At 50.7% G+C, this 23333-nt stretch carries 6 protein-coding genes and 1 pseudogene; all 7 read right to left on the bottom strand.

Going from position 1 to position 23333, the window contains the following annotated elements; all coding sequences use genetic code 11:
• Positions 1–169: 169 nt before the first annotated feature.
• The 7 genes and pseudogenes from FE392_RS01600 to FE392_RS01630 all read right to left on the bottom strand — a co-directional run bounded on the left by FE392_RS01600 (position 170) and on the right by FE392_RS01630 (position 23317).
• Positions 170–1021: a 3-hydroxyacyl-CoA dehydrogenase family protein gene (locus FE392_RS01600; RefSeq protein WP_319928484.1), complete on the bottom strand. Its 852-nt coding sequence runs from the start codon at positions 1019–1021 to the stop codon at positions 170–172.
• A 204-nt stretch (positions 1022–1225) separates the two neighbouring features.
• Entirely contained in the window at positions 1226–1957 is a 732-nt protein-coding gene (locus tag FE392_RS01605; RefSeq protein ID WP_319928485.1) for a GNAT family N-acetyltransferase, read from the bottom strand.
• 274 nt (positions 1958–2231) lie between these two features.
• A complete protein-coding gene (locus tag FE392_RS01610; RefSeq protein ID WP_319928486.1) occupies positions 2232–3326 on the bottom strand; it encodes a cupin-like domain-containing protein in 1095 nt (364 codons plus the stop codon).
• 9 nt (positions 3327–3335) lie between these two features.
• On the bottom strand, positions 3336–8417 hold the full coding sequence (locus FE392_RS01615; RefSeq protein WP_319928487.1) for an SDR family NAD(P)-dependent oxidoreductase: 5082 nt from the start codon (positions 8415–8417) through the stop codon (positions 3336–3338).
• Positions 8418–8451: 34 nt separating this feature from the next.
• Complete coding sequence (locus FE392_RS01620) at positions 8452–14940, bottom strand: AMP-binding protein (protein ID WP_319928488.1); 6489 nt, start codon at positions 14938–14940, stop codon at positions 8452–8454.
• A 20-nt stretch (positions 14941–14960) separates the two neighbouring features.
• A pseudogene (locus FE392_RS01625) lies at positions 14961–21620 on the bottom strand (amino acid adenylation domain-containing protein); the annotation flags it as partial.
• A 38-nt stretch (positions 21621–21658) separates the two neighbouring features.
• The gene (locus tag FE392_RS01630) at positions 21659–23317 is read right to left on the bottom strand and encodes a serine hydrolase domain-containing protein (protein WP_319928490.1); all 1659 of its coding nucleotides are present in this window, start codon (positions 23315–23317) and stop codon (positions 21659–21661) included.
• Positions 23318–23333 lie beyond the last annotated feature (16 nt).

A 23333-nucleotide genomic window follows, 5' to 3' on the forward strand; every position in this document is an offset into this window, starting at 1 on the left:
TTCGCCACACCAGAGATAAATAGCAGTAATGGCTGTTTGAATACAGGAATAGAGAAATAGAAAAATAGAGGTGGGACCGCGGTCCCACCTCTTTCATCAATAGTTGCACTGCCTGCACCAATAACACAAATCTGCTGGGCTGCTTTAACGCAATGCAACTTCTCAACATTTAATAGGTGTAAAATCCCTTGCCGGATTTGCGCCCCAAATGCCCCGCATCAACCATTGTTCGCATCATTGGACAGACCCGATACTTTGAGTCCTGAAACATCAGATAAAGCACATCAAGGGAATTAACCACCGTATCAATGCCGATTAAATCCGCCGTCTCCAGCGGCCCCATTTTATGGCCGAAGCACCCTTTGAATATCGCATCCACATCTTCAGGCAGGGCTACACCATCCTGCACCGTGAAAGCAGCCTCATTCATAAATAAATGGGAAATCCGGTTAGAAACAAAGCCGGGGCCATCTTTCACCACAACGGCATTTTTACCCAATATGGACAACAGCTCCAAACAACGCTCTTGAGTTTGCTCAGACGTATTCAGGCCGATAATGACCTCCACCGTCGGTTTCAAATAAACCGGATTCATAAAATGCACCCCAATGACCTGAGACGGAGAGCGGTGGAACGAGCCCAGTTTAGTGATGGGAATACAAGAAGTGTTTGCGGCCAATACCGCATCGGGCGCAATGAATTCCGCCATCCGCGCATAGAGTGCCTGTTTTAGCTCAATATTCTCAGTGATATTTTCCACGATCAACTCACAATCGGATATCGCCTGCAAATCTTGCTGCCAAACGATGTTTTGCAGAATCATCTCAGCCGTTTTTCCTTTGGCGAGCGGACTGAACAATGGCGCATAACTTGCGGTTTCCATAATGCGCGCCTTGCTTTGCTCACAGGAAAGCACATCTTTTTCGATAACAACCACATCATGCCCGCGCAAGGCACAATCGAAGGCCAGGCTGGAGCCAATATTGCCCCCACCCACTACAGCTATTTTCAGTTTTGACATAGTGACTATTTTCTTATTTGAGTATTAGTGGTTGTTAATATCCACCCTCGTCTGCGCTATTGCATTATTGGCAATAACGTGAAATTTATCGGGTAGATATCGGATGAATGTCCAGTTGCCGTCATGAACGCGGCAACTGGTAAAATGAAAGGAAAGATTTCAAACTAATTGATTAAAACTGGCTGACTGAATATCAAACACTATTCAGTTTTTCGAATCCGGGGAAACCAGCTCCCATTTGCCAAACAATGTTAACCCCGAGGCTTTCGCCAACGCCACTGATGCGGAATTATCAAGCTGGCACCGGTATTGGGGCTCATATCCCTGAGAATAGGCGAATTTACTGATCGTGCGTACCACCTTACTGGCGTGGCCCTTGCACCGGAAAGATGCCTGAGTCAGTACACCGAGATCGGCGATTTTCGCATTATCCCAAGGGTACATGCTGGCAGCACAAACCAACCTACCTTGATCAAATGAGCCGAACACCGCCCAATGATCCAATTCCACATACGCATCATCCAGATCTTGTTCTGAAACAGCTGATTGGAAATCAGCGAAAACTTTCTCGTCTCCCCCTTCTTCCAGCTTACGCAGATCACCGTCCAGCTTCTCTTGCAGCAAGATGTTTTTTTCTGCTTCAGAGAAGTAAAAAATATAATCGGCTCCGTGCAGCGTAATTTCTGCCTCGCTCAGTTTCTGGCGGAAAATCGACTCAGACATCGTTTCCTGATGATACAGCCCTGCTTTTTCGGCCATTTCCGGCGTCATAACCGTCAATACCCGGCCATCCGTTGTTTCCAGAACCATAAGCCGATCACTTTCTTCCAGATTGGCGTTAGTGGCGATAGTGAGCACATCATCACTATAAATAACGTCCCCATTTAACAAGGGAGCTTGCCAAAAATCCGTTATCGTTGTTGAAAATAAAGACATACTTCTTACTCGCTTTAGGTGAAATATACCCTTCGTCTTTCAAGTTGCCACTTTATTGGCGGTAATGAACTTGAAACCCATTGGGCACAGATATCCAAAAAAGATTGCGTCTCCGGTACAGTCCGCACCATTTACGTTTACTGTTCATGAAGGCGCAATAAGTCATTATCCATCAATGCATCGGATTCAAATCCATGCACAAGACGGATAATCAGATTGTTCATTTCCCATTCAGAAGTCAAATGATCATTAATAATGAAACAGTCGTTAATCATTACGCCATGTCAGGAAGGATATTGCGCTGATAAATACGTTCGAACTCAGGAACAGCCGCAATCGGGGCATTGGCTATCCAACCGTGCCCCCGTTGTCTTTTGAAATTAAAATAATCCCGGTATTCCGCATTGGTAAGAAAATTATACGTTAACGAAATACTGGGCGATAAAGTATGTACTTCATGGGACAACCCTTTCGGGATCAACATAATCTCACCCGGCAACAAATCAAATTGCCAGATACGATCATTCTGGCGGGCAGATTGATGCATGGCAGCTTGGTCAGCCGGGGGCGATAAATCAGCGCGCCCTTCTGCGGTATTCCTGACCACATCTTCCAGTGATTCAGAAAAAATCCAGCCCGCTTTTCGACCAACCACTTGGCACAGCACAGCATTCGTTCTCATGCCATCGACATGCAAGCGGGTACATGCGCCCGGCGCGGAGAAATAAAGCCCCCAATCCTGACACATACGTTGATTGGGATGAAGGGAGCCAACCTGAACCCAAGGGATCTTATAGCCACTTTCGGGCAGGAAATAAGGCCGTTGCCAATGATCCTGAATACGCTGGAACGCCAGAAAGCTGAATGAATCCGTTTTTACCCGGTGGCCCAATCCCCACGTGAATAACAGATGCTTAAAGAATGAATCATAGGTATAGCGGAGATAATCCAGATCATTGCCCATTTCCCCCAATTCAACGGCAGGCAACGAAGCAATTTCCTGTAAATAAGTACGCAACTCAACGTTGCTTTTTGGTTTAAAGCCCGCATCTTGCAACTGTACGGACATGTTCCCGAACTCCTTGGCAAAGTAATCAAAACTCCAGATTTGTCTCGCCTGCCAATCCTTCAAGCCATCCGCCACAATCACGGGTTCTTTTTTCATCAAATAACGTTCACTGAACTCAGCAACCGAGATCCCCGTGACTTTCTCCACTGTTTGGTATTCCGCTGATTCTAGGCGTACCAATGCATCACGGCTTTCCTTCTCTCGCTCTATTTTTTTACTGCGCCGATAAATGCTGACTTCTTCGTGAGCCCACATTGCAATATCACCGAGCGCATTCCAGGTTGTGCCGAAAAAACTCATTTTTTCCCCCTAAAAATTAAACTCTGAATCGACATCCTGATCACTGATCTGAGCGGATGCCATTGATGCATAGCCATCATGGAGATTTGTCAGCAGTTCCTGTATTTCCGTATCAGGATCTGCAATGACTTCATCTATCAACGTAAAGAAGTAATCAAATACTGCCGCCACCGTTTCTTCACTGAACATATGCCGGCGGAACTGAATTGCGCAATCAAACGCGTTTTGGGTTTCAGACACATCCATCGCCAAGTCGAATTTAACGGCCTCCAGTGTCAATTCAATCCGCGAAAATGCATCTCCCTCCTCAAGCTCACCCGCCCCATTCAGGCTCAATGGCAGATAGCCGAATATCACATCAAACAGCGGATGTTTCCCCTGACGGCTCTGGAAGTCACTCTCAGCACTGAGATCTTCCAGCAATGCACTCATCGGATAGGTTTGGTAAGGCACACTTTCAGCCCACTGAGCATTCAGCTCCAGCAAATAATCCGCCATTGAAGCCTCGGCTTCTGGTTCCATTTTCAAAGCCAGCATGTTGACGAGATAACCAACCAGTGCCAGCTCTTCCGGCTGCATGCGCCCTGTTACCGGTACACCGAGCAAGAAAGAATCCGTTCGGGCAATTTTCGCCATCAAGACGCCAAATACCCCAAGGAAAAAGATAAACGCAGAGATCCCAAGCTCATCACAAAGTTGTTTTACCTGTGCACTGGTTTGCAATGGAAGGCGTTTATCCACCGTGATCCCGTGATGATTTTCGGCATCGTTACGCCAATCCCAGTAATAACCGTCCACCACCGGCAATGACAAGTGTGCAGGCAGAGGCAGCAAATTGGCGAGCCAGTAGGCTTTATCTTTCCGTACCTTGTCCTCATTTTCGAATTCCTGCCTGTAGCGCCGATAGGCAGCGAAACTATATTCGGTCGCAGGAAGTGTCTGCCCCTGCAATAATCGTTGAAAATCATCAGTCAAAATCCCGAGAGATACGGCGTCACAGACTATGTGATGGACAACAATCAAGACTTGATGGAATGGCACTGAATCCGATCCGGCGATAATCAGGGCGCGTAGAGGCAAGTCGTTATGCAGGTCAAAAGGCATATTGGCGAACTGTTCGAAACGGGCTAAGTTCCCTTTCTCCGTTTCCTCCACGTCAAGCACCGATACATTCACTTTGGCGCCCAGCTGAGGCAGCATCATCAAATCAGCGCCCTGCCTTTCAAACAGGCACTTCAATACCGGATGCCTGTCAGCCACCCGTTCGATGGCCTCAGCAATGACAGCCGGGCTGAATGAAAGCGGGCACCGAAACGCGATTGGCATGTTATAGCCGCCATTGGCAAATGTTGTTTGGTGGATATACAGCAATTCCTGATCTGTGCTGGCGACAATCGGCCCGGACAAATCAACGGTCGGTAAAACCGGATGGAAAGTGCTCTGTTCGCAGGAAAACTGCCGTTCAATCTCACGAATGGTAGGTTGGGCAAAAAAGTCCTGAATGGCAACGCGCTTGCCGAGTGTTTTATACACTTTTTCTGCCATCACGATAGTTTTCAGACTATCCCCTCCCAGCTCCATAAATTTGTCATCAATCCCCATGTTATCTACGCCGAGGATGTGGCTCCAAATTGCGGCGATCTCCTTTTGCATCTCACTGGCTACCGGCTGATAAACAGAAGTCAGTGTGTCTGGTCTGGGCTTCAATTTGATGCGGCTGACCGTTTGCGGCTTGCTTCCGCCATTGGCTGCCCGCCTGCCTCCCCAAGCATACAATCTGTCCATAAATTGCCCTGCCGAGAATATCTTCTGATTCTCACTGTCGTATTCACGCAAGCTGCGCTCGAACAGGGCGGGAAACTCCACAGCGGAAAGTGCAACTTCATTTGCTCCCCAAGTGACTTCATTCTTTCGGTGTTCCCCGTCAAAATGAATCGTTTCCCAGTTCACCACAATCCAGCGGGGGCTTTGCGAACGCTGGTTCTGCCTCCGTGCCCAGCCATCCAGAAACAGGTTCGCTGTGGCGTAGGGGGCATGTGCAATCCCGCCAAAAAATGCCGACATCGAAGAAGTAACAAAGCAATATTCCACTGGATTGTGTTCAAAAATCGGGTGATCAAAAACCTTGGCAAGCACTTCCGCTACTTGCGCTTTCGGTTTGAGCTGCGCGTGGTAGTGATCCGCATTGAGTTGTACCAAGGGTGAAAACGAATCGCCATCCGTCACCCCTGCGGCATGAATAACCGTGTGAATATGCCCAAAACGCTGGTGAATAGACTCAAACAATGCCAGTGCTTCCGCCTCGGTTTCCAGTGCATAGGGAAAAATTTCCACTGCACTGGCACCCGCCGCCTTCAGCTCTGCCTGCAAGTGTTGCATCGCCGGGGTTTCTGCCGCCTGACGGCTGACCAGTGCCAAGCGCCCCTGAAAACGTTGTGCTATCACCTGCGCCATCGCTCTGCCCATTCGGCCGCCCGCGCCAGTGATGACATACGTTTTCCCCATGAAATGGGATTCATCCACCACCTCGTTTTCTTCAACATCGGGGCAGCGGAAATCTTCCACAAACAGCCCTTCAGCATTCAGCTTAAGCGGGCCATGCAGTGACGTTTGCAACAGTCTGGTCAATGAATCCGACAGCCAATGTGCATTGGGAGCCGATGCGTTTACCTGCTGTAAATTCTGCAAATACAGAAACGCACAAGTGATGCCGGGGATCTCTTGCGGCATGACCAGCGCCAATGCCTTAAGAGCCGCTTCCGTCAGGGAGGATTCTGCTAAGTAGCCGTTATCTTTGATTGTGTCCGGCAAAACTAAATAGATATGCACGGAGGTAAATGCAGAAAAATCTGTCTCCGCCAGCGCCTTGCCCCATTCAGATAACATGTGCAACGAATCCGCCGCAAACGAAAAACCATTCGGCGCAAATGCAAGTGACAGCACTAGAGAGGAATCCCTTGGCTGCCCACCGGACAGGTTTGTCAGTGCGTTTCGGATTTGCAGCGGACACAGCATATTCAGGCTGGTGACTTCAACCTGATTGTTATCGACCCAATCATTTGATAGTTCAGCCAAAGATTGAGCCATCAGCAAAACAGCACGGGGACAATGCTCGTGTTGTGTCATTTTCGGCAGGCGGACAGGTTTCCAGAATGGCAGCAATAAACCCGGTGCATTTTTAGATAAGTTCTTGCCTTCCGGGGCAGCAAGGAGATTGGCAATTTGCCGCCAGGTTTTGTCTGTAATATGCCCCGTGCCATGTTCTTCACGCAGAAAAGCATATCCGGGCACATCCATGAGAGGCTGCCCTTGGTAGACAACTGACAGCGCCTGTGTAGGTTCTTTGGTCTGGCCGGAAATCCAATCGGTGATAGCCTGCTGAACACCGACTTCTTGTTGAGAACCAAGCTGTAAAAAATCAAGGCTCAACGCCAAAACATCCCCTTCCTCCCCCATTTCCAGATAGGTTTTAATTTGCTGTATCAGGGTAAATTTCGAGTCAGCCACAAACATCACCCGACATGGGAAGCTATGCCGTTTGCTCAGGGTGTGGGATAACGCAGGCAAATCCAGATCGGTCTGTACCACCAGCCACTGGGAGATTGATTCTAATTGCTGTGCCAGTGAAACTTTATTTTTCGCGGAAAATGGGAAAAAGCAGATTGCGGCGGATTTTTCCCCGTTCCCCGTCACCGTATCATCCATATTAAGAGGTGCATTTTCCAAAGAGGCATTGGCGTTCGGAGAAATAGCGTTCGGAGAAATATATTGTTGCAGCACCACATGCGCATTGGTTCCCCCTATACCAAAACTACTGACTCCGCCCGTTCTTAATTTCCCGGCTTGTGGTAACCACGGTTCAGCTTGCGTGTTGATATAAAACGGGGATTGTTCAAATGCCAACTGCGAATTAGGTTGCCGGAAGTGCAGTGTCGGCGGAATGATGCCATGTCGGAGCGCCAGTACCATTTTGATAAAACCCGCAATGCCGGCGGCTGAATCCAAGTGCCCGATATTGGTTTTTACGGCTCCCAAAGCGCATTGGTTTAATGCCCCTGCGTTTTTATCGGCCGTTCTTCCTTCACTGAAAACCTCACGCAACGCCATGAATTCAATGCTGTCACCCAATGCTGTCGCCGTTCCATGACATTCAATAAAATCCAAATCCGCGGCATCCAGTTCCGCCATCTGCAAGGCAGAACGGATCACTTCCGCCTGCCCCTTAACACTCGGTGCGGTATAACCAACCTTGCGGGCACCATCATTGTTGATGGCAGAACCTTTCAGGATCGCCCAAATGGGATCATTATCGGCAATCGCATCCCCCGCCCGACGCAACACGACCGCCCCCAAGCCACTCCCGAATACACTGCCAGTGGCATCCTGATCAAATGCCCGGGTCTGACCATCTTTTGAGAACAACATGCCATCCTGATAAAGATGACCATTTTGTTGCGGCAGCAATAGGCTGACACCTCCTGCGACCGCAAAATCACATTCACCGCTGAGCAGGCTTTGCACGGCCTGATGCACACTGACCAAGCTGGTCGAGCATGCTGTCTGGAGCGTAAAGCTGGGGCCTTCCAATCCCAGTTTCCAAGAGATCAGCGTACTCATGGCATCTTTATTGGCTAATTGCGAAGCCAAAAAACCACCGACATTTTCAACCTGTTCAGACAGCATCGCCTGCATTGTCCATTGCACGGTACTGCGGGCGCCCAAGAACAGCCCGATATTGCGCCCCCGTTTATCCGGATCAATACCGGCATTTTCCAATGCATGCCAGACACACTGCATCATCAAACGGGTTTGTGGATCTAAAAGCGCGGCTTCTGCCTGACTGTAACCAAAGAACTCGACGTCAAAATAATTCGCCCCAGCCAGCACGCCATTGACCGGAACAAAATCGATATTGCGTATCTTGCTGATATCATGCCCTGCCTGAACCAGCTCCTCTTCCGTAAAGCGTGAAATCCCCTCCTCGCCCATCAATAAATTCCGCCAAAACTCGTTGCTGTCTTCAGCCCCCGGAAAACGACCTGACAACCCAACCACAGCGATATCCAAATCTTCTCTTATTTCTGTACTCATGATCCCTTACCTTGTTTTAAGTCTGTACCATCAGTTATCTAAAATTGTCAGGTGATAATTGCTTAATGAACTCAGCGTGACTGCCGCGGCAACGATGGACAGCACAATGAGCTGAGCTATGTTCTTCCAGTTGCTGCATCAGCCCGGCAACACCTTCGGCGTCTGCGTCCTCAGAAAAAAACATCTCAACGGGAATAACGGGAATAGCATTCAATGACAGAGCAAGTATTCGCTCATAGAAAGTTTGGCTTGTCAGAATCTGATGCTGTAGCCAATAGTGATGCCATTCTTGGTAGAGAGCCGGGGATACCTGCCGTAATGCCCCGGCATCGATATCGGCCTCTATTTCACGGGTTCCGGCCTGCTGGTTCATCTCACGGAATACCTGCATAAAATCCGCATACAGTGCATCGCCGTTAAAGACATCGGTTTTCAGATTCGGATCGAAAAACACCAGTTTATCGATTCGCGTCAACAAATCGCCTTGCACCAAAGACATCGGTGACAGCAATGCAGCCAGCATCTCAGCCCCGAGGGAATAGCCTCCCAACCAAAGGGGCCGTGACGGAGAATTTTCCTGCGCTTTAAGATGTGACACCAAGGTATCCAACAACATCTCGCTGAACGCCGTTTCAGACATGTTTTCAGTGGCAGCCGGCTGGGCTGTCAACACAGAAACAGTGACCCGGCCAGCCAAATTATTCGCCAATACCTGCAATTCAACCAATCCCCCTAACGCGGGCGGCAGTAACAGCAGTTTGGGAAGGGCCGGATCATCCACGTTCAGGCAGCGTTCTTTCAGGCAGGCATCAGCGTTTCCCGCCGGATTCTGCCGTGCTTGGATTAACGACCACTGTTCGCCAATGGTCGCATTGCGGAATACATCGACCGGGCTGAACATAACATCGAACAACGTTTCCAGCTGGCTGGCCAGACGAACGGCACTCAGGGATGAACCCGATATCAGGAAGAAATCAGAATTCAGTGTCAATGCCCCTTTGTAGCCCAGACATTTTTTCCAGCAATCCATCAGTTTTTGCAGAATTTCATCTGCTGCCGGATCTTGTTCCCCCAGCATTTGCTGCTCGCTTTCCAGCCATTGATGAAACAAGGCCACAATCTTCTGCCTGTCCATCTTGCCGATATCCGTACGGGGTAAATTTGCTACCGAGAAGATTGCCGATGGCAGGTGAGAACGCGGATAGTGACGGGCCAAATATTGTTGCAGACCCGATTGCATATGTTCCTGCCCCGCGTTGTCTTTACCTTCAATCGCCAGCACCAAACAGGCTTCAGGTGTTCCGGCAAATGCCACCGCTGCCCCCGCGGCAATAACGCCCGGATACTGTCTGGCCCGATTCTCCAGTTCACCCAAGCCAATAAAGTTACCGCGAACTTTACAGCTATCATCCATGCGCCCCTTGAGATAAAACAGACCATTTTTGTCCGCCATCGCCAAGTCACCGGTACGGAAGAACAAACCCTGCTCATCCTTACCAAATTTACTGGCGGTCAGAATCGGATCTTGCAGATAGCCATGATGTTCAAAATCGCCATAGATAACCAGTTCTCCCCACTGACCGGCACGGAGCCGGATGCCATTTTTATCTACAATGGCAAACGCAACGTGTTCAAAGGGCATTCCAATGGACAGTGCCGTATCAGAAGCCAGCTGGGCGCAATCGATCATGGAAACAGCAATGCAGGTTTCTGTCGGGCCATAACTGTTCCAAATCTGTGTTCTGCCGAGCAATTGGTCGATATCCCCGGCAACCAAGAAATCGCCACCACTGATACACACCTTGGGCAATGGCGCCAGATCTGGCATACGGTTCCACGCGGAGAAAAGCGCCGGAGCCGCAGAGATGACATCCGGACGGTAACGACGCAAAAATGCATTCGCCTTGCGCTCATCCAATAGGCTGTAGCGATCGGCAACGACACTCGTTCCCTGCAATGCCCAAGCCAACAGGATCTCTTCAATGTGACCGTCAAAACTGGGAGAGAACTGCTGGACGATACGCACTCCTTGCGATGAATTTGTCTGCAATGCATCATTCAACGCCAGTCTATTAATCAGGGAATCGACATACTGCGCGGCGGTATTTGCCGTGACGCAAATGCCTTTCGGTCGCCCGGTTGTACCGGAGCTGTACAATATCCATGCAATGGGATTGTCATCACAGGATTTGATGCTGTGAAAATCGCGCCAATCCATCGTTACCGTTCCGGCTCCAGCGCTGATATTCATATTCACCACCAAATCCGGTTCTGCATGGCGAATAACTTCTTTGATACGCTCTTCCGGAGTATCAATTTCCAACGCCAGATAAGTTGTATGCGTCAACAGACAGGCAGCCAAAAACGCCTGCATTTGGCTGCCTGACCAACCAAGAATGAGGGCCTTGCGTATTGAGGCGGTGTTCAGCATCTGGGCATAGGAGGCAGTTAATTCAGCAAACGCTTCCCAAGTAACAACATCCTCATTGTCAATCACGGCCGGGCGTTCGCCCAGTGTCCGGAATGCAGTCAGCAACATGGCATCGATAGGAGTATAGGAAGCACGCCGTTGTACCGGACGAAACGCTTTCTGATCTTCTGCATCAGGCGCAATCAATGCATTGACCTGCAACACCGAAGGAGAGTGATGCAAAATTTGCTGCAAAATAGCCTGATAACTGCTTGCCATCGCGGACAATTGCGAGGCAGAGAAGACATCAGATTGCGATTCCAGCACTAAGCGGCAACTGTGTTCAGAATGAATGACGGAAAGATTGAGCGGGCCGTGGGTTTCTTTCGACAAATCGTCCTCCTCCAGCTCCGCGTATAATCCTGTGCCCATCTCATCGGCGACATCCATATAGACATAAGACACATTCAGCAACGGATTACTGCCGAACACGCGTGGATCACTGTCCAGCAATGAGAAGGCTTCTTCAACCGGGTAAAACAGGTATTCTGCGGATTGCCACTGCTCATCCTTCAACTGTTTGGCATATTGCGCAAAAGAACCGGCAGCTTTATCAAAACGAAAAGCACAGGGAGAGAGGGATACGAACATGCCAACCGTATCCAGTGCATGTTTCGGGCGCAATGCGTTGGCGATGGAGATTGAGAACACATCGCTGTTCCCCTCACGGGCAACAGTCAGCCCCCATACCGACAGGAAAAACATGGCAGGAGTGATATTTAATGTGCGGCACAGCCGTTGTACTGCGTCTTTGTCCTCTGCCGACAAATCCCAAGACATCAGCCCCGTATTCCAGCCGGCTTCTACCGCCCCATGTCCGAATGGGTCAAACTCCAGCCCTGCCATATAATCTTTCCAGAACGCCTCAGCCTGCTCCCAGATGGGATGCTTGCGGGCTTCAATCAGTGTCGCGGCATAGTGTCTATAGCTCAGGGCTACGGGTGGAAGCGGAATTTGCTTCAACGCGTGTTCAAATTCCTTCAGAAGAATTTCCAGTGAAGGCTTATCCACCAAGATATGGTGAATTTGCAACTGCAAGCAGGCTTGCTGTGTCTGCACATCCTGCAAATGCCCTCTCAGCAGCGGGCCGTTCTCCAGATCGAAAGGCTGCGTCTGCACTTGCTGCCACTGCTTCAAATCATCAAACAGTACCTGTTCCACTTTCAGTGATGGCAATATGTCCGCATAGGGGATACCGTCATCATTGATGCGATATCGGCTCCGCAAAATATCATGGCGATCCAATAACATCTGCAATGCTTGTTTTGCCGTATCCGTAGAGATGTCATCAGGCAGGGGAATATCCAACGGTAAAATAAAAACCCGCGATTCCGGATTCAGCCGATACTGTGCATAAAGGCGAGCTTCCTGAGCTGACAGCACCCCACGTCCGTCAGCCGGCATCGCAGAAGGTATTTCCAGCAAACGCCAGAAATCATTCACCTGCGCTTTTTCATCGCCGGCGTTATTCCCATCGATAAGTTCCGCCAGCATTTCTATCGTGTCGTTTTTGAAAAATTCCGGCAACGTTATCGGCAAGCCAAAGTGTTGCTGAATATCAACCAATGCCTTAACTGCCCGCAACGAATGACCGCCCTGAGAGAAAAAACTCTTCTTCACCGACAGCGCTTCAACCTCCAGCTCCAAATGCCGCCCCCAGCAAGCCGCCAGCCATGTTTGCGTAGCCCCAATCGGGCGGGCATTTTCATCGGGTGCCATTGCACCAAGCTGTTGTTTCAGCGTTTGCCTGTCCACTTTTCCCGTGCTCGTCAACGGCAATTCCGCTATCAGAACAATCTGGCCCGGCACCATATAAGCAGGCATCCGCGCCAGCAGTGCCTCCCTGATACGCTGCTCTGTCACCGACGGCTCCGCCGGAACAATAAAGGCACCCAGCAGTGCGTGTCCCCGTTTATCTACCAGACTTATCACCGCCGCTTCGGACACTATCGGCAGTTCCAGCACATTTTTTTCGACCGCATCCAACTCAATGCGAAAACCGTTTACTTTTAGCTGGCGATCGCGCCGTCCGAGAATTTCGATTTCACCCTGAGCATTCCAGCAGCAAAGATCCCCGCTGCGATAATACCTTCCCTTTAGCCACGCTGTGTTCAGGTTGATAAACGCCTGTTCTGTCAAATCGGGGCGATTAAAGTACCCCGTGCCGACACCCACACCACCTATCAGCAATTCCCCCGGCACCCCGACGGGGCAAAGCGCCAGTGTATCGGGAAATACCACGGCACACTGGCAGCCGCCGAATGGTTTGCCGATAGTGATTTTTTGATCACTGCGCCCGATGGGTAAATAGGTCGTGAGAACCCCCGTTTCACTCGGGCCATAGACGTTAAATAATTGGTAATTATTCTTTTGCAACGTCCGGAGGCTTTCGCCGCCAAAATAGAGTTGCTTCAACGAGGGAATATCGCCCTGCTCCATGATGTCTTCGGCAAATACGGTTGTGGTAAACAGCAGGTCAATCTGTTTTTCCCGCAGGAATTCGACACATTTTTTCGCATCGATGCGTGCGTCTTCCGGAGCTATCACCAAGACAATGTCTTGCGTCAGAAACTGGACGCACTCCAGTACGAAATAATCAAACGAATGGTTGGAGACGGATGCAATGCGCAAGCCCACTGAGCGATACAGCTTGTGCATTTCAGCGCTGATATTGAGTAATGCTCTGTGCGTGTTGAGGCTGCCTTTCGGCTTGCCTTCACTGCCGGAGGTCATGACGGCACACAAAGGCGCGTCGGGGCTGACGGATTCACCTTTGCGCAATAATTCCGCCAATGAAGCCGACTGTGAAACATCGGCCATTTGCGCCAGAGAGGCAGGCTGATACTCAGGCAACATAATTACCCGGCATCCCTGCTGGCGGAAAAATGCCGCCAATAGATAATGCTCTTTCTGTAGCAGTACCGTTCTGGTCTGCTGCAATGTGATGACATCCAGTAGCTGCTTTTCCGGGACGCTATTTGACTGTATACAAAACGGCTTGCCGATGCGGATACACGTCATCGCGGCAAGCGTGATCTCAATTCCCTTCGCTCCCACAATCAGTACACAATCCCCCAATGATTCCCATTCCGGCCATTGAGGATCGGTCAGCAATCGCTCTGTATACTGCGCCAACTGGCGAAAATTAACGGTTTCCCCGCCAACATCCAGACATTGTATGTCAGCCCTGTCACGAATAGACGCAGTGATAGCCTGCGCGACGTTTTGATATTGCGGCGCTTGCATGGGTTGCTGTGCGGATAACGCGAGCATTCGTTCCTGCTCCTGTGGTGTTATCCACTGCATGGATGCAAGCGGCACAACCGGATCAGACACCATGCTGTCCAACAAGAGAATCAGCCTCTCCATCAGCAACTCAATTAACTCAGGAGCCACCACTTGAGGATTAAAGCGCACATGCAGCTCAGTTTTTTCAGGGCGGGCATGACACCAGAGGCTCAATGAATAGTGCTTGCCCTCCATTTTTTGCCGGATATCTTCACCCATTTCTTCCGTCACAAAAGAGGGCTGGGTCTCCGAATACCCCACCAGAACTTGGGGTAACTGAGAGATGGCAGACGATACCATCTTTGGCGACAAACCCGCTGTTAAACCAGCAATCTGCTTCCATTGGTTAAGTTCCTCACCAAACCAGCGTTTGACGGGTTGTTCTTCCTTGTTTTCCGTCAGGTTCCATTTATTAAGAACAAGATAACTGCCCTCAATGGATGAAGGATTGCCCGCCAGCACCGTTTCTCCCAAGGCCCACAACAAACTGCCTTCAGGTTCATGGCAATGCAAAAATGCGAGGTATTTGATGCAGGCAGAAAACAGCGACAAGCGGTGCAGCGGAGAAGCCGCCGCCATTGTAAAAATTCTGTTGTTGAGTTTTTCAGGCAGAGGGAACGGGAGAGTGACACAATCGGCCTCCGATACAGATTGTGCCGCCACAAAAAAGGGGCATCCCTGATATTCCGTATCCGATTGTTGCTGAACATACTCATTTAATGCTTGTTTTTTTGCGTTCATCGCAATGGGATCATTAGCGAACATTTCTCAATTTCCTATTTGATTTATTTCAGCCCACTTTGCAAAATCGAGCTAAACAGGGTTTCCCAGCTTTCTGTATCGCTGGCGGCATTGAATGAGAGTGCTTCCAGATGGATATCAAAACCCGCGGCATGTTCGGCAACCTCACATGTCAGGTTCCAATGCGACTGACCAGCTGAAATATTGGGGGTTTCCAGTTGTTGGCAAGCTGTTCCGGCAATACAGCCGGCAAATCCCTCTTTTTGGAAGTAACCGAAAAAAGCCGTAGGTAACAAGGCTTGTCTGGATAACGCCGGATACCGTACTGACAACTCTTCGGCATCAAACAGGTAGTGGCGGCAGGCTTCACGTATCGCGTTGCTCACGATGTCGAAATCCTGCATTGCCGGTTCCTTGGCATCGCCCTGCAATGCCACCCGCACAGGAAGAACTGTCATCAAAGGGGCAATGACCGTTTGCTGTTCCGGCCTGTCCCTGCCGTGAAAGATCATTGAAGTCAGTTGATCCGACGAGCAGGGAGAAGCGTTGGAAGACGAATTGGAAGAGCCGTGAATACGGGATTCCAAGTGCGCTTTAAACCGTAAAAATATTGTCATGAAGAATTCGGGCACACTGATTTTCAGCCGCGAAGTGAGCGCTTCAACCTGTGCTTTGTGCGCTGCGTTCAGGCTTACCCGCCAAGATCCCGTTACAGTTTGAGCACCCTCAATGTCGGCAAGAGGCTGCCAATCCTGTAATTTCTCCCGCCAGAAATTCCCGTGCGATTGTTTCAGTGCGGCAAACTCACTGCTGTAAAACAGGTCAACATAAGTTGCCAAGCTGATACCTGAATTGCCTCCCAAATCAATGGCGTGACTGGCGGCACTTTCCGCTGCCAACTCACTGCATATTTGCATTAATCCGGAACCATCAATGCAGGCATGGGAAAAATCCAGCAATAATACGGAACGGGATGCAGAATCGCGTTCAGCGACCACCCATCGGCTGCGGACATTCATCCCATCTTCCAACGAGAAGGGACGGACAAAATCTCGCAAATCCTCTTCCAGTGAACCGAGGCTCTGGCGTTTTTCCAGACGGAAGGCAAAACGCTTGGCCGGCTGCAAATACAATTCGTCATCGAGCAGGATAAATTTCGCACTGAGACTGGCGTGACGGGCGAGGACTGACTGCAATAGACGGCTCAACTGCTTAAGATCGGGTTCCGCTTCGAACGACAGGGCAACAAAGCTATTGTTGCTCAAATCCCGGGGATTGAGTTTCAGTGCCTTGTAAATGGCTTTCTGCGCAGGCAATGCCCGGATAAGCCCCGTAAAATCGGGATCGGCAGGTGTCATGGCTCCCGAAGGTGCGCGCATTTCTGCGTTATTCAGTTCAGCATCGATAAGCGCCGCCTGCGAAGCCAGCTCCAAATGGCTGACCAGAGAATTCAAAAGTACCGAAACACCAAACTCCTGATGTATCCGCATCATCAGCGCCACAGCCAGTAATGAGTGCCCGCCGGCTTCAAAAAAGTGAGTCTGGCGACCGGGCGGATTGATGTTCAGCAATTCTGCCCACAATTGGGCCAGCCGCGTTTCCGTTCCCGGACGGGGAGGTTCAGATGATTCATTCGGCAGCATGGTTCCCGCAGGAAGCGGCAATGCTTTGCGATCCAGCTTACCGTTGGCGCTCAGGGGAAATTCTTCCAGCCAAATAATATGGGATGGAACCATAAACGCAGGCAGGCACGTTTGCAGATGTGTTTTCAACGCTGGATTCAAGGCTTCCGCCGTATCAGTCACAGAAGCAGGAATGACATAAGCGACCAGACGGGCATCTCCCGGCGTATCTTCCCGTACCAGCACCAGACACGCTTTCACACTGGCATGTGATGATAATGCGGCTTCCACCTCGCCCAATTCGATACGAAATCCCCGCAATTTAACCTGAAAATCATTGCGCCCCAGATATTCAATATCGCCATTGGGGAGATAGCGGGCCAGATCTCCGGTACGGTACATCACACCATCGGGTGCCGGGCCAAAAGGGTCTTTAATGAATTTTTCCGCAGTCAGTTCAGGTTGATTGAGATAACCACGGGCAACACCAACTCCGGCGATATGCAACTCGCCCACTGTTCCCGCAGGAACTGGCTGACCATAGGGATCAAGGATATAGAGCTGAATGTTGTCAATCGGCTTGCCGATGGGGATGATATTTTTCCCAATGCTCGTTTCCGCAACGCCGTCAGTTGGCTCCCCCATCGCCTGCAAACTGCAATCCCATGCACTGACATCAATCGCAGCTTCCGTCGGCCCATACAGGTTATGCAATTCAACATTGGCAAACCGTTCATGAAAGCGCTGTACACTGCGTGCCGGCAGGGCTTCGCCGCTGCAAAACACGCGTTTCATGCAATGATCGGCACCAAGGGAAGCGTGTTCCAAAAAGACAGCCAGCATGGATGGCACAAAATGCAGGGTTGTGATTTTCTGTTCCCTAATCAGGGCACTTAAGTAAAGGGGATCTTTATGTCCTTCGGGCTTCGCCACTGATAAACGGGCACCAAACATCAGCGGCCAGAAAAACTCCCAAACGGAGACATCAAAACTGAACGGTGTTTTTTGCAGGACAACATCATCCTCCCCCAGAGCATAAGCCTTTTGCATCCACACCAGACGATTGACAACACCACGGTGCTCATTCATCACGCCTTTCGGGCGACCAGTCGATCCTGAGGTATAAATCACATAAGCCAGATGGGAAGCAGTCAGCCCCAACTCCTCGGTCAGTAAATCGTCAGTATCTAGCCCAGACCATGCCGAGATATCGTCATTCAGATCGATGACTGCGGCTCCTGTCTCGCCGGCATAATCCGCCAGCAAAGTACGCACCCCACCTGATACCTCACGATGGGACAGCAATGCGCGGGGAGCAGCATCATGCAGCATGTAATCGAGCCTTTCAGCCGGATAGTGCGGATCAAGGGGCACATAGGCTCCCCCGGCTTTGAGCACCGCCAGCAATGCCACCACCATCTCAATGCTGCGCTCCACACAAACCCCCACCAGCACATCCGGGCCAACACCCAGCTCAGTGCGAAGATAACGGGCCAGTTGGTTCGCTCTTTGGTTCAATTGCCGATAGCTCAAAATAGGGTTCGGCGCATGACCTTCTGTTTCAGCATCATCAAAGAATACGGCGGTGGCGTCCGGTGTCCGTTTTACCTGCTCTTCAATCAGCGTATGCAGACAGGCTTGTTGCGGGAAATCGGCACCCGTCAGGTTCCACTGATACAGCAGCTTGTGCCTTTCCTGTGCAGGCAGTGCATTGATACGACCTATCCGTCTTTGCGGCTCACTTGCCAGCGCGGCGGCGATTTCTGACAACGCTGTCTGCAAGTAATCGCCAATCAGCTCAGGATCAAACCTTTCCCCAACCTGAGTATTGATGACAAAATCGCTGGCAAAATCATCCACATTGACAGAAACAGGATAGTTCGTCCGTTCCATGACGCCGGAATAGCGGACACCTTCCACGGCTGATGGATTAACCGCCTGAAAAGGGTCTGCCGAAGGAACATTGCGCACTTCGCTATGGCGATAATTCAGCAGCGAAGTGAACAACGGTGCTCCTGCGGCTGTTTGTACGGCTTTTTGGGCCAGCGCCAGTGATGCCTGTTCATGCCTGACCAACTGTGTCAGGGTATCCTGCGTCTCCCAGAGGCATTCAAGCACCGGCAAATTGCCCAAACGCATGCGGATGGGGAGTGTATTGATGAATTGCCCCATCACGTTGATGGATGCCTCTCCGGCAAACAGGCGTCCCAATAGAACCGTGCCGAAAACCACATCATTTTGCCCGGACAGGCAGGAAAGCACTTTGGCCCAAGCCAGATGGAAAATGGCAGCGACACTGACGCCGTGCGTTTTGGCCTGTTGACGGATTTGGTCATTCAACGGCTGCGGCAACGGACGCCACGCTTCCGCAATGGTGTCATTGCCTTTTAATGCCTGACTTTCCAGAACACAGGCTTCCTGTTCATTCCCAGCGCCCAACGGTGCCGATGCCGGTTCATAATCCTGCAACAAGTCCGCAAAGAACGCCTGTTGCTCCTCCGGATTCGCCGTGTTGAAAAGAGCAACCATCGTCTGCCGAAACGATAAGGGGGAAACTTCTGCCAATGGCTGCGAAAGCAACTGTGCTTCAATCTCAAGCTGCATCATTTCAATTGAGGCGTGATCGACCGTGATATGGTGAAGCAAATGCAGCAATACCCATTCATCCTGCCTTGCGTCATAACAGTAAAAACAGCGCTGCAAGGGTGCCTTGGCCATGTCAAAGCGCTGCATGGCAGGGTCACAGTATTGTTTCAATCTGGTCAAAGGATCATCATGCCCTGCCGTCAACGGCAGTTCCTCCACGACCAAATCAGCCTCCCGCCAAACTACCTGCACAGGCTGGGAAAGGCCTTCATAATGGACGCTGACACGAAATGCATCATGGCGGGCGATTGTGTGGCGCAGGGCGTCAAGGTAAGCATGCAGCAATAACGGATTGCGAAAGCGGGTTACTTGCCAAAGTACGTAGGGATCTCCCCCTGCATCAGCAAGGGAGTGATACAAAATGCCCTGTTGCAGCGAACCAAGAGGGTAAATATCCTGAATGTTGGCAGCGCCGCCGGGGATCACCGCAGACAATGCCTCTATTTCTGCCGGGCTCAACGGTGCCCACGGGAGGGTATTTTCCATCCCGTCGCGGATCAGGTCTGGAGTATGTTCCTGCCGGAATTCCGGTTGGGAAGCGTACTGTAATTGCTCAGCCAGTTCAGACAATACCGGATATTGATATAGCGTTTGTGCCTCCACCTTGAACCCACGTCGGCGCAATGCCAGCATCACATTGACGGCAAGCAGTGAGTGGCCGCCCAAACTCAAGAAATGTGAATTCCGGCCAATGTTTTTCACGCCGAGCGATTCACTCCATACCTCAGCGACAGTGTGTTCCAAGGCTGTTTTTGGCGGCTCAATGTCTTGTTGCATCAATGTATCAGGAGAAACAACCGGGAATGCCTTACGGTCAATTTTGCCGCTGGCGGATAATGGAAAGTGGTCAACGATAACTATCGCGGCGGGACACAGATAATCCGGTACGGTAGCCCTGATAAAACGCTGGATGCTCTCTTTGACGCCATCCTGAGATTGGCGTTGCAAAGCCCGTTCAGAAACAATGACAAAACCAACCAGCCGTTTTTCTTCTGTATTACCTTTTTGCGGGCTGCCCTTCTGGGAACTTTCCTCCTGAGCATATCCCCCTTGAGCCACGACAACCGCGTCCCGCACCGCAGGGTGTGTCATCAACTGGGCTTCAATTTCCCCCGGCTCTACCCGGTGACCGCGTATTTTGACCTGAAAATCGATTCGGCCCAGCACATTCAGCACGCCATTCGGCCCCCATTGTGCTAAATCACCGGTTCGGTACATGCGTTTGGCTGTATCTCCACCCACTGCAATATCGACAAATTTAGCTGCCGTCTCTTCCGGGCGTTTGTGATAACCGTCCGCCAAAGGCATGCCGGCGATACATAACTCCCCGGCTGAACCGTCCACAATTATCTGGTTCTGCTCATCCAGCAGATAAATTTCAGCATTATCGATTGGCATCCCGACAGAGGGCAGAGCCGGCCAGTCATCAACACTTCCCTTCAAGGTATAAGCTGTCACAACATGGGTTTCTGACGGGCCGTAATGGTTGTGCAGGCGGCACTGGGGCAAGGATTTGAAAAATTGCCTGATGGCGGCTGTAATGACCAATTGCTCCCCTGCGGTAATGACATCAACAAGACTCGCTGGGTAGCAATCTTCAGACACGGCGGCCGATGCCAGACTGTTTAATGCCACATAGGGCAGAAATATCCGCTCAATCCGCTGCTCAGACAAAAACGACAGCAATGCGATTGGATCGAGACGCAACAGATTGGGAATCAATACCAATTCCCCACCGCTGGACAACGTGGAAAAAATCTCCTGAAATGACACATCGAAACTTAACGGCGAGAACTGCAAGGTTTTTTTCGGCGCATCATTGCCGCCCAAACCATCATGTTGATTTTTGTTCTGCCAGACCAGCAGGTTCACCAGCGCCCTGTGCGGCATGCGGACGCCTTTGGGGTTTCCGGTTGAACCTGAGGTATAGATAAGATAAGCGAGGTTGTCAGGCGTGCATGTTGCCGCTAAATTTTCTTCGCCGGCAAGATCCGCTTCATTCTGAGTCACCTTATGCTGATCCAGATCGATATAGTGAATTGAGCCGGGAAGCGAAGGAATAATATCGCCGCACGCAATAACCACGGACACGTTAGAGTCGTGCAAAATATAGGCCTGACGCTCTGCGGGATAACTGAGATCAATCGGTACATAAGCGGCACCCGCTTTTAAGGTAGCGCAGACCGCGACAATCATATCAATGCCCCGATCCAGACAAATGCCCACGGTTGAAATGGCTTTATCAGGCGTTTCACTGCCATTGTTCCCGAACGCTTCCGTTTGCCCGTGGTGAGGCCCAAGGTGATAGCGGTGCAGATCATGTGCCAGCCTGTTCGCCCGACGGTTCAATTGGTCATAAGATAGCGTCTGATCGCCGAACCGAACGGCGATAGCATCCGGTGTTTTTATGACCTGTTGTTCAAACAGTTGATGAACAGCATATTTATGCTGCCCTGATAACCACGACTTCTCACTCATGACTCATTTCCCTCAACTCTCTGTAACCTGTCCTTGGATTTCGCCAAGGGTGAAAAAAACAGGGCAATGGCGTTAACAAAAAGAATCAGCCCCGCAGCCGCAGCTGGCAGGCTTAACGGCCCCCAAACCCATAAATTTGACCATCCCAAACCCAGTAACAGTTTCGGTGCCAGTGCCAGCAACACGATGAGCACCACATTCAGTGCGGTGAAATGGATGGAAAGGTGTTTGATGAAATAGTCATAACTGAAATGTTTTTTCCCGCTTTTGGACTGGTAAATAAACACCAGTAAAAAGAGAGCCCCTCCCAACCAAAAAATCACTGCCATCACAGAAAACACCCAGTCATTCATATCAATGGAAGGATTTTCTGGCAGGAGATGCGGGGAAGCCCCCCGCAAGTATTGAAATATCGACTGCCCCAACGCCATGACTTGAGGGCTGTTACTGTTTCCCAGCAAGGCCACACCGACACCCGCGGCGGGATCAAATGCGACATAAGCGGCTGCGTTGGGATTCTGCCCCGGATGGCTCCAGTGCGTGGCGGCGTAGCCAAGGACGCTGTCGGTTTCCACATCCCAGCCATAAGCGTAACCTTGTCCCCCTTCTCCCGCGTAAGGCCGTTTTGCTTGTTCCAGTGCCTTATATAACGCGGACAATGAGTGGCCTTCGTGCTCCAGTGGCAGGCGATGCAACAAAAACTGCAACCAGACTGCCATATCCTGCGGCGTGCTGAGCACATAGCCTGCGGGCGCATTTTGCCAATACCGGGGAGCGTCATAGGGCAACGCTGTCATGAAGCTGATCTTGTATCCCGCTATGCGCATCATTGGAGGGGCTTCTGCCGACGCACTTTCTGTTGGTATTCCGCCTGTCGGGATGCTTCCTGCTGGAATCATGCTGCCTTCAACCACGGTGTGCTTCATGCCCAAAGGCAGAAACACTTTTTCCCGCAGTAACGTGGCAAAAGAGTGCCCGGTTGCCCGTTCAGCCACCAAACCGAGCAAGCTGTAATTGAGCGTGGCATATTCCTCATGGGTGCCGACCACATGGCTCAGGGGAACATTTTTGAGCAACTCCGGCAGTTGTGATAATGCCGCCTGATTCGTGTTTGGTTGCAGCAAATCAAGGGTATCGCTTGAGATACCGCTGTTATGGAACAGCAGATTTTGTATCTGAATGTCGGAATAGCCCATTTGAGAATTTTCTGCCAGTTCCGGTATCCATTGAGTAATCAAATCCTCACGGCTCAGCACGCCTTCCTGCTCAAGCAATGCAATCAGCAACCCCGTGAAAGCCTTGGAAGTTGAGGCCAGTTCAAACATTCCCTCTTCTTGCTTGCCCAAATGCAGGGCATACACTTTATTGCCGACTACCATGCCCAACCCGCCACTGGGTGCCTGCACGCTATCCCAGTTCTGCTTTAGCTCATCAGCTATTTTCTCCAGATCAATCTGTTGCCTTTCGACCGATTGTTTCTCGATCAGCTTTTTTTTGATCGACTGATTTACACTTGCTGAGTTTGCAGTATCGGAATCCAAACTCACCCGTACCGGGCTGACTTGCTCCGGGCCAATAGGTTCAGCATGCCCCGGCAGGCCAAACCACAGGGCGGCAAGGAAAATACCTATTCGGGTACATCTAAAATTGGTCATTGAATTTACTCCCTTT

The organism is Xenorhabdus santafensis, assembly GCF_033949405.1.
In the GTDB taxonomy this organism is placed as follows: Bacteria; Pseudomonadota; Gammaproteobacteria; order Enterobacterales; family Enterobacteriaceae; genus Xenorhabdus; species Xenorhabdus santafensis.

Excerpts from the sequence above, each read along its gene's own strand:
- FE392_RS01600 (WP_319928484.1), bottom strand. The coding sequence starts at position 1,021 with ATGTCAAAACTGAAAATAGCTGTAGTGGGTGGGGGCAATATTGGCTCC.
- FE392_RS01605 (WP_319928485.1), bottom strand. The coding sequence starts at position 1,957 with ATGTCTTTATTTTCAACAACGATAACGGATTTTTGGCAAGCTCCCTTG.
- FE392_RS01610 (WP_319928486.1), bottom strand. The coding sequence starts at position 3,326 with ATGAGTTTTTTCGGCACAACCTGGAATGCGCTCGGTGATATTGCAATG.
- FE392_RS01615 (WP_319928487.1), bottom strand. The coding sequence starts at position 8,417 with ATGAGTACAGAAATAAGAGAAGATTTGGATATCGCTGTGGTTGGGTTG.
- FE392_RS01620 (WP_319928488.1), bottom strand. The coding sequence starts at position 14,940 with ATGTTCGCTAATGATCCCATTGCGATGAACGCAAAAAAACAAGCATTA.
- FE392_RS01630 (WP_319928490.1), bottom strand. The coding sequence starts at position 23,317 with ATGACCAATTTTAGATGTACCCGAATAGGTATTTTCCTTGCCGCCCTG.